11 protein-coding genes are annotated in these 7,726 nt (G+C 53.8%); 5 read left to right on the top strand and 6 right to left on the bottom strand.

What is annotated here, in order from left to right; all coding sequences use genetic code 11:
• Window positions 1-358, top strand: a 358-nt coding sequence (locus tag MVK46_RS07195) for a hypothetical protein (RefSeq protein WP_297535953.1), incomplete at its 5' end; no start/stop codon positions are given.
• 5 nt (window positions 359-363) lie between these two features.
• Here MVK46_RS07195 and MVK46_RS07190 read toward each other — a convergent pair.
• The 6 genes from MVK46_RS07190 to MVK46_RS07165 all read right to left on the bottom strand — a co-directional run bounded on the left by MVK46_RS07190 (window position 364) and on the right by MVK46_RS07165 (window position 5,655).
• Window positions 364-1,875, bottom strand: a complete 1,512-nt coding sequence (locus MVK46_RS07190; protein ID WP_297535952.1) for an AMP phosphorylase — start codon at window positions 1,873-1,875, stop codon at window positions 364-366.
• 117 nt (window positions 1,876-1,992) lie between these two features.
• Window positions 1,993-2,241 carry a hypothetical protein gene (locus tag MVK46_RS07185; RefSeq protein ID WP_297535951.1) on the bottom strand — a complete coding sequence of 83 codons (249 nt, stop codon included), beginning with the start codon at window positions 2,239-2,241 and terminating at the stop codon, window positions 1,993-1,995.
• A gap of 92 nt (window positions 2,242-2,333) precedes the next feature.
• Window positions 2,334-2,582, bottom strand: coding sequence for a hypothetical protein (locus MVK46_RS07180; protein ID WP_297535950.1), 249 nt, complete (start codon window positions 2,580-2,582; stop codon window positions 2,334-2,336).
• Window positions 2,582-3,361 (bottom strand): cell division ATPase MinD, encoded by a 780-nt coding sequence (gene minD / locus MVK46_RS07175; RefSeq protein ID WP_297535946.1) that lies wholly within the window; start codon window positions 3,359-3,361, stop codon window positions 2,582-2,584. Before minD ends, MVK46_RS07180 begins: the two co-directional genes overlap by 1 nt.
• 141 nt (window positions 3,362-3,502) lie before the next feature.
• The gene (locus MVK46_RS07170) at window positions 3,503-4,315 is read right to left on the bottom strand and encodes a slipin family protein (protein ID WP_297535945.1); all 813 of its coding nucleotides are present in this window, start codon (window positions 4,313-4,315) and stop codon (window positions 3,503-3,505) included.
• Window positions 4,315-5,655 (bottom strand): nodulation protein NfeD, encoded by a 1,341-nt coding sequence (locus MVK46_RS07165; RefSeq protein WP_297535954.1) that lies wholly within the window; start codon window positions 5,653-5,655, stop codon window positions 4,315-4,317. Before MVK46_RS07165 ends, MVK46_RS07170 begins: the two co-directional genes overlap by 1 nt.
• Window positions 5,656-5,788: 133 nt before the next feature.
• Between MVK46_RS07165 and MVK46_RS07160 the strand changes: the two genes are divergently transcribed.
• From MVK46_RS07160 to MVK46_RS07145, 4 genes are read left to right on the top strand one after another with little or no spacing between them, the layout of a single operon-like run.
• The gene (locus MVK46_RS07160) at window positions 5,789-6,097 is read left to right on the top strand and encodes a hypothetical protein (RefSeq protein WP_297535944.1); all 309 of its coding nucleotides are present in this window, start codon (window positions 5,789-5,791) and stop codon (window positions 6,095-6,097) included.
• Entirely contained in the window at window positions 6,064-6,900 is an 837-nt protein-coding gene (locus tag MVK46_RS07155) for a DNA-3-methyladenine glycosylase (protein WP_297535942.1), read from the top strand. The genes MVK46_RS07160 and MVK46_RS07155 overlap by 34 nt, the downstream gene beginning before the upstream one ends.
• Window positions 6,897-7,247, top strand: a complete 351-nt coding sequence (locus tag MVK46_RS07150) for a hypothetical protein (RefSeq protein WP_297535941.1) — start codon at window positions 6,897-6,899, stop codon at window positions 7,245-7,247. Before MVK46_RS07155 ends, MVK46_RS07150 begins: the two co-directional genes overlap by 4 nt.
• A complete protein-coding gene (locus MVK46_RS07145; RefSeq protein WP_297535940.1) occupies window positions 7,244-7,639 on the top strand; it encodes a hypothetical protein in 396 nt (131 codons plus the stop codon). Before MVK46_RS07150 ends, MVK46_RS07145 begins: the two co-directional genes overlap by 4 nt.
• Window positions 7,640-7,726: the final 87 nt, after the last annotated feature.

Raw genomic sequence — 7,726 nt, 5'->3', positions numbered from 1 at the left:
GCTAGAGCGCTTCGAGGAAACCGGCGAGATGCCCGAACTGATAAGGCGCGTTAAAGCGCACGATTTTCCGAGCGAGTGCGTCGTCAAGAGACTGCCTCCAGTAGACGAGGATTTGAAGCCCTTCAACCCAAACAGGAAGTGCGTCGTAATCTTCACCGGCTTCCAGGATACGGTTATAGACTACATTGAACGGGACGGAATCACCTACGCTGTCGCGAGGCTCGTGGACGAGCCCGAGAAAGTCTGCAGGTTCATCGGAAAGGGCAACTATAAAATCGCCGCTGTCAAGCTGAAGAGGAACCAGCCGTGCATGAGCAGGGAGGAGTTTAGAAAAGAGCTGGAAAAGCTGAAAGAATGAAAGGCTCAGATGTTCCCGATTCGCTGGAGGACCATTCCCTCTATTCTTATCGGCTCGGTTCTCCTGGCAAGAACTATTGCCTGGTCGAGCCTTGCCTCGTGCTCGGCGTGAATCGTGAAGAGCGGGTCTCCCTCTTTGACCTTCTCGCCGACCTTGACGTAAAGCTCCAAGCCGGCTCCCTTGTCCTCGGGCGCTCCAGCGGCCCTTGCAATGGCAGTTATCGCCCTGTTGTCTATCGCGGTTACGTAGCCGCTCGTTGGGGCCGTAAAGGTGTAGGTCTTGTCGCCTATTGGAATCTCTTCAGGCTTGATGTTGGGGTCCCCTCCCTGGGCCTCGATGATTTCCTTCATCTTCTCCCAGGCTTTTCCGCTCTCGAGGATTTCCCTGGCCATCTTCTTGCCCATTCCTGCCGGAGCGACGCCGCCCATCTCAAGCAGGATTCCAGCCAGCCCGGTGGCCTTCTCGATGAGGCTTCCCGGTCCCTTGCCGGTCATCAGGGCTGAGAGTGCCTCCCTGGCCTCGAGAGCCGGGCCGACGGTGTGGCCTATCGGCTGGCCTCCGTAGGTTATGGCCACCTCGACGTACTGACCGAGCCTCTTGCCGAGCTCTATGAAGTCCCTCGCGAGCGCCCTCGCCTGCTCGACTGTCTCGACCTTGACGCCCTTTCCCGTTGGTATGTCTATGAGGACGTACTGGCTCCCCATGGCGTACTTCTTCGACATTATGCTCGCGAGCATCAGACCGGTGGGGTCAACGCTCAGGGCGCGCTCGGCTTTGATTGTGATGTCATCGGCGGGGGCGAGGTTCAAGGCCCCTCCCCAGACGAGGCACGCACCAACCTTTTCTACTATCCTCTTAATCTCATCGAGCTTGAAGCTCACGTTGGCGAAGACCTCGACGACGTCGGCCGTTCCCGCGGCGCTGGTTATGGCCCTTGAGCTGGTCTTTGGAATCGTTAGCCCCGCGGCGGCAACGATGGGCACGACGAGGATGTTGGTCTTGTTGCCCGGAACGCCTCCGATGCTGTGAACGTCCATTATCGGCTTTCTGTCAATGTCGAGCATGTCGCCGGTTTCGGCCATCGCTATTGTCAGAGCGGCAATCTCGTCCATGTCAAGGCCGTTTATCTCGAGTGAGGTAACGAACGCGCTTATCTCGATGTCCCTGAGCTTTCTGTCAACTATATCCCTGACTATGGCCTCAATCTCAACCTTACGGAGCTTTTCACCGTGCATCTTCTTCTTTATGTAGCGGACGCTCTCGGGGGTTCCTGAGGGGATAACAGTTACGACTTCCCCCTCAGAGAAGTTGTGAAGCTCAAGGATGTCCCTGCTGACCCCTATTTCTCCTCTCTCAAGGAGGTTGCTTATGACAACGCTTCCGTAAACAGTTTTTTTGCCGGCCTCTATCTTAACGAGGTCGTCGGGGTGGAGCTTCGCCTCCTTGGCGTCCTCCTCATTTATGAGAACCGAATACCGACCGCTGTAGAAGTCGAGAATCTTAACCTTGGCCTTCATTGGTCCCACCTCCTCGGTGAATTATCTCTCTGCTGAATGGGTTACTTAAAAGTTTTCGCGGAAAACACCGTTAAAAAGCCCTGGTGAAAAGAGCAAACTCATCAAAATTATGTAAAATCAGCTTGAAAGACTCTCACCGTAGCCGATTTGAGGCTGAACGTATCGCTCAAGCTCCCCGGTTCTGAGGAGAACCCTTATGATATCACCTGCGATTTCCCTAATGGGTCCGGGAACTATCCCCTGACCTTTGGTGTAGTATCCAACGACCTCGGCGATGGGGGCGCTGTAGAGCCTTCCATTAAAGACATAAATCCAGCCTCCCTCCATCTCGACTAACTTGTCCTTATACCCCAGCTTTACCTTCATAGCGCCCCCACCTCCAGAACATCCTTACACTGAAGAGTCTTTAAAGTTTAACGTCCCAAAAATGTTTAATAACAAAATGGGAATAAAAACGCTCAGAGGTTCTTGACCTCTTCGTCTATTGACTCTTCGAGGGTCTTCTCCCAGTCCTCGACGTCAAAGTTCTCCAGTTCTCCCTCAAGCTCCTCCTTGAGGCTCATAACACGCCTCTTTAAAGCGGTCTTGGTTTCTTCGTCGTAGACGACGTAGTACGGGTTGTTCCTGGCCGAGAAGTAGAGCATTAGCAGTATTATTATAATAACAATCAAAATCAGAATGATGCCGTAAATGAAGACCTCGTTCATCACTTCCTCCCTCCGAAGAGCGCCTTAAAGACTCTCTTAATCGGACTCTCCGGTTCGGGCGGCTCCCACTTGATGCCGGCCAGCTTTGCGGCGAGCTGTTTGATTGCTATCGCGGCTGGGCTGGTGGGGTTCTTGATAACCAAGGGAACACCGTATGCGCTTGCCCTCTTAACTTCTGGGTCTTCAGGAATCATCGCCAGAACAGGAACCTCGAGAATAGCCTCGATTTCCTCCTTGGTAAGCTCTGTCTTCTCGTTCGTCACCCTGTTGAGAACAGCTCCAAGCGGGAGTGTTCCGAGCTTCTCCGCTATGAGCTTTGTCTTAAGGGAGTCCGTAATTGCGGAGATTTCCGGATTGGTGACGATTATGAGTTCCTTACCTATGAGCAGTGCCGTAACTGACGTCATCTCAAGACCAGCTGGGGCGTCAATGAGAATAAAATCCGCCATCTGACTTATCTCTCTTATGAGCTGCCTGAGCCTTTCTGGTCTTGCCTTTTTGACTTTTTCAAGGCTGAGTCCACCGGGGATTACCTTGACGCCCGCTGGCCCCTCGTAGATTGCATCTTTGAGGTCAGCTTCCCCAGCTAGGACATCGTGCAGGGTTATTGGGATGTCCTCCATGCCGAGAACTAGACTGAGGTTTGCCATGGTTATGTCCGCGTCGAGGAGAATCACTTCCTTGCCGAACTGAGCTAAAGCAACACCTAGGTTTGCAACTGTCGTTGTTTTACCGGTTCCACCCTTTCCGGATGCAAAAACTATGGAACGCCCTTCCAAAGCCGACACCTCCAGATTAATGATGAACTTCACTTCGCCCGATTATAAGGTTTGTGAGAGGCTACTGCGTGGTACACCTATGGAAAACCTCCTTTTATCTTTTGCGGTCTCTTCCGGAAAAAGTAAAGGTGGAAAGGGGGCTTAGGCTTTCCCCGTTCCCTCTTTTTCAGCCTTCTTCTTGTACGCTTCTGCGGCTTCCCCAACGCTCTTGAATAGCTTGAGCATCTCCATTGGTAACGTGAGAACTATAACGTTGCTCTTGTCGCTCGCGACATCGCTTATGGTCTGTAGTGTCCTGAGCTGAAGGGCCATTGGATGCTCGCTGATAATCTCAGCGGCCTCACGGAGCTTTTCAGCGGCCTGCTTCTCGGCCTCCGCCAGGAGAATCCTCGCCCTTCTTTCCCTTTCGGCCTCCGCCTGCCTTGCCATTGCCTTCTGCATTCCGGCGGGTAACTCAACGTCCTTTATCTCAACCGTACTGACCTTTATCCCCCACGGGTCGGTCGCTTCATCTATGATTTTCTGGAGTTGCATGTTGAGCTTCTCCCTCTCGCTAAGCAGTTCGTCGAGGTGCGCCTGTCCGATAACGCTTCTCAGCGTTGTTTGGGCAATCTGGCTGGTGGCCATGATGTAGTTGTTAACCTGAGTGACAGCCTTAACCGGGTCAACAACGCGGAAGTAAACCACCGCATTGACTCTAACGGGGACGTTATCCTTGGTTATAGTTTCCTGAACCGGAACGTCAAGAACCCTCGTGCGAAGGTCAACTATGACTGCCTTTTCGAAAATCGGTATGATGAAGAACAGTCCGGGACCCCTAGCACCGACGACCCTGCCGAGACGGAATATTACTGCCCTCTCGTACTCCTTAACTATCTTTATCGAGCTTGCAAGCAGAATCAAAACAAAAAGCAAAACTATCCCCAAAACTAAGGTACCCGCCGATACGGGCATTACTCCTCACCTCCATCCTCGAACTTTTCCACTATGAGGGTTAGACCCCTGACCTCGACGACCTTTACCCTCTCGCCGACCCTTATCGTTCTCCCATCCTTTGAGACGGCTCTCCATATTTCTCCGTGAACCTTGATTAGGCCCTCCGGGTCGAGGTCCTCGATTACCCTGCCGACCTCGCCGACCATCTCCTCCTTTCCGGCCTTGGGCTTCCTTCTATGTGCCCGAACGACGGCGGCCATTCCAAAGAGGAAGAACACGCCGAGCAGGATTCCCATAACGATTATCGCAACTCTGAGGAGCGCGAACGTTGTATGGCTCACGAGGTATACACCCCCACCGCCCTTTCCAAAGAGCATCAGGCCTCCGAGCACGAACGTCACCACGCCCGCTATCGTGAAGAGTCCGAACGTCGGCGTCAGGGCCTCGGCTATGAAGAAGACCATTGCGAGGATTATAAGGAGAAGACCCGCAGTGTTGTAGCCAAAGTATCCAAGTCCGATGATTCCAAGCACGAGCAGGATGGCCCCTATTGTTTCGGGAACGTGCCAGCCGGGGGTTAAGAAGCCGAATATGAGCCCCAGTATGCCGACGTTGAGGAGTATGTACGCAATCGCGGGGTTGGAGAGGTAGCTTATAATGATGTCGCTTATTGAGGGACCTATCTCACGAGTTTCAACGTTCGTGAAGTTGAACGTGACGTAGCCCCTGTCGGCGACCGGGATTTTGGTCTTCATTCCGTTGGCCTTCTTCAGCAGGTCGGGGACGTTGCTAGCTATAACCTCAATCACGTGGGCTTTTAGAGCCTCCTCGGGGGTTAGGCTGAGGTCCTCGGTAACAAACTTCACGGCAGCTGTGACGTTTCTGCCGCTTTCCTCCGCGAGCGAGCGCATGTAGGCCGTGAAGAAGTTCCGGATTTTGGCGGGGGCGCGGATTATACTGCCGTTGGGAGCGTAGCCGAGGATAGGCTCGCAGGCTCCTATGCTCGTCCCGGGGGCCATTGCTATCAGGTGCGACGCCATAGCTATGTAAGTGCCGGCGGATGCCGCTATGGCCCCCTTCGGGTAGACGTAGATGATTACCGGCACAGTTGAGTTCTGGATAAGGGAAACGATGCGCATCATCGCGTCGCCCTGTCCGCCGGGGGTGTTGAGTTCTATTATCAGCGCCTCGGCGTTGTGGTCCTCGGCGGTTTTGATGTAGCGGGCGAACTGGTCGGCGGTGTACTGGGTTATCGTTCCGGTGATTTTGGCAACGTAAACAACGTTCTTCTGGGCTGAAACGCTTGGCAGGAGTAGCAGAACAAGGAATGCTGCTAGGACTACTGCTCCCCTCCGCATGGCCATCTCCACCCCAGATACAACTTTAAAGTTTAAATCCTTTGCCTTACCCTTAGGAGTTACCATATGGCCTGAAAAGAACTGAACTCAAACCGGGGAAAGGATAATATACTCGGCGCGCAAAAGTCCTACCATGCAGGTCTCGAAGCTGTACGCACTCTTCAGGGTCGAAAAAGAGAGAAAACTTGAACTTGCCCGGGAGATTGTCAGGGAGCTTGCCCGCTACTCTCGGGAGGAACCCTTCTGGGAAGCCGTCCGGAAGCTCGACCTTAAACCGGAGCACGTCAAGGAGGTAATGCTCTTCCTTGAGGAGAACGGGGAAATCGAGATAAGGCGCTCCTCCGACGGAAAGAGGCTATGGGTCCTGACCCTAAGGGATATAAGGCGCAACCCCATAAAGCTCGACCGATGGTTAGCGTTGAAAAAACCGCAAAGGAAATGATACGCAACGGCACCTGGGCCTTCAGGGACGGCACGTTCTACCAGGTCCTGAGGCTGAGCAACGGGAAGACCGGAGTGGTCGCCTACGACGGGGACTTCCGCTTCCCCGAGGACTGGGGAAAGGGCGAGAGGAAGGAAGCGAGGAAAAAGCTAACTTTCGTTCTCGGCCTCGACACGGATTTGGATTCTTTCTACGCCGAGATAGGTGATTCTCCCTTCGCGTTCCTCATCAAGGAGTTCTACGGTCTAACTATTCCCGCATCGCCGAGTCCATACCAGGCCCTCGTCGAGGTGATAGCTCAGCAACAGGTTAACTACGAGTTCGCCCAGCGGACGATTAGGAACCTCGTCAAACTCGCCGGGGAACCCGTTGGAGAGCTCTACGCCTTTCCGAGCGCCGAGCGGATTGCAAGGCTGAGCGAGGAGGAGTTAAAGGAGGTCAGACTTGGTTATAGAGCGGGCTACATAAAGTCCCTCACTGAGCTTTACCTGAAGGGTGAGCTGAACCTCGAACTCTGGGACCGGGACGTTGATGATGCTATCAAATACCTCACGAGGTTCCGCGGGATAGGGAAGTGGAGCGCGGAGCTGTTCCTTGCTTACGGCCTGAGGAAGAACGTCTATCCTGCCGGGGACCTCGGCCTTAGGAGGGGACTCGCGAAGATTTTCGGCAAAAGGCTGAAAGAAGTTAAAGAAAGGGACGTTAGGGAAATCATCGAGCCCTATGGAAGGTGGAAGGGGCTTCTGGCCTTTTACATCCTCTGCTACGATAGGAAGACCGAGATGGAGAGGAGGACGAGATGAGCGATATCATGATTATCCTGCCCCGCGAGAAGTTCAAATCCCTGAAGGGAAGGGACGTTAGGGCCCTAATCGAGGAGAACCTTCCCAAAGTCGAGGAAACACTCAGAGCCGAGCGGGAAGAGTTCCTTCGGGAGAAAATTGGGAAGCTCGAGGAGAAGTTCCAGGAAATGGAGAACCAGCTCGAAGAGCTGAGGGAGTTCTACGAGAAGGCCCTTCGGGACAAGGAACTCCTGACGGCCGAGCGCAATAAACTGAGAAAGGAAAACGAGGAGCTGAGGAAAAGGCTCGAAGAGAGGAGAAGTTCACAAACTGTGAACGACTCGTTCACGGAGCGTGAACTAAGATGAAGCTCACAATCAAACCTGATAGGGGCTTTGGAAAGGTTGAGGTCGAGCTCGGCGAGCTCTCGGACGAGATTGAGAAGCTCGCGGAGCGCTACAGCGTTCCCCCGGAACGGGTCATTGAGATAGCACTCGCCGGGGAGTTCAGGGAATCGAAGGGAGAGCTCGAGGAACTCGAGAGAAAGGTAGAAGAGCTTGAAAAGAAGGTCTGGAGGCTCGAAAGGGAATACGCCCCACTCCGCTACAAGGCCTACGGCCTGAGCGAGGACAACAAAATCCTCGCAATCGAGCTCTCCGGCCTGATAGCGGAAAACAACGGGCTGAGGCGCTTCTTGAGGCTCCCCCCGAACAGGAACCTTGAGCTGAGAAAGCTTATATCCTACTACCTTCAAGGTTGAAGCGCGGATGATGACAGCGAATTGCACTGATGTTGATGACGAGGACTGGCCCTGACGCCGTCCCGGGCCGGCCGTGAGGAATCCAAG

The organism is Thermococcus sp., from assembly GCF_027066465.1.
GTDB lineage: Archaea > Methanobacteriota_B > Thermococci > Thermococcales > Thermococcaceae > Thermococcus.
This window is presented reverse-complemented; position numbering and strand designations above follow the sequence as displayed.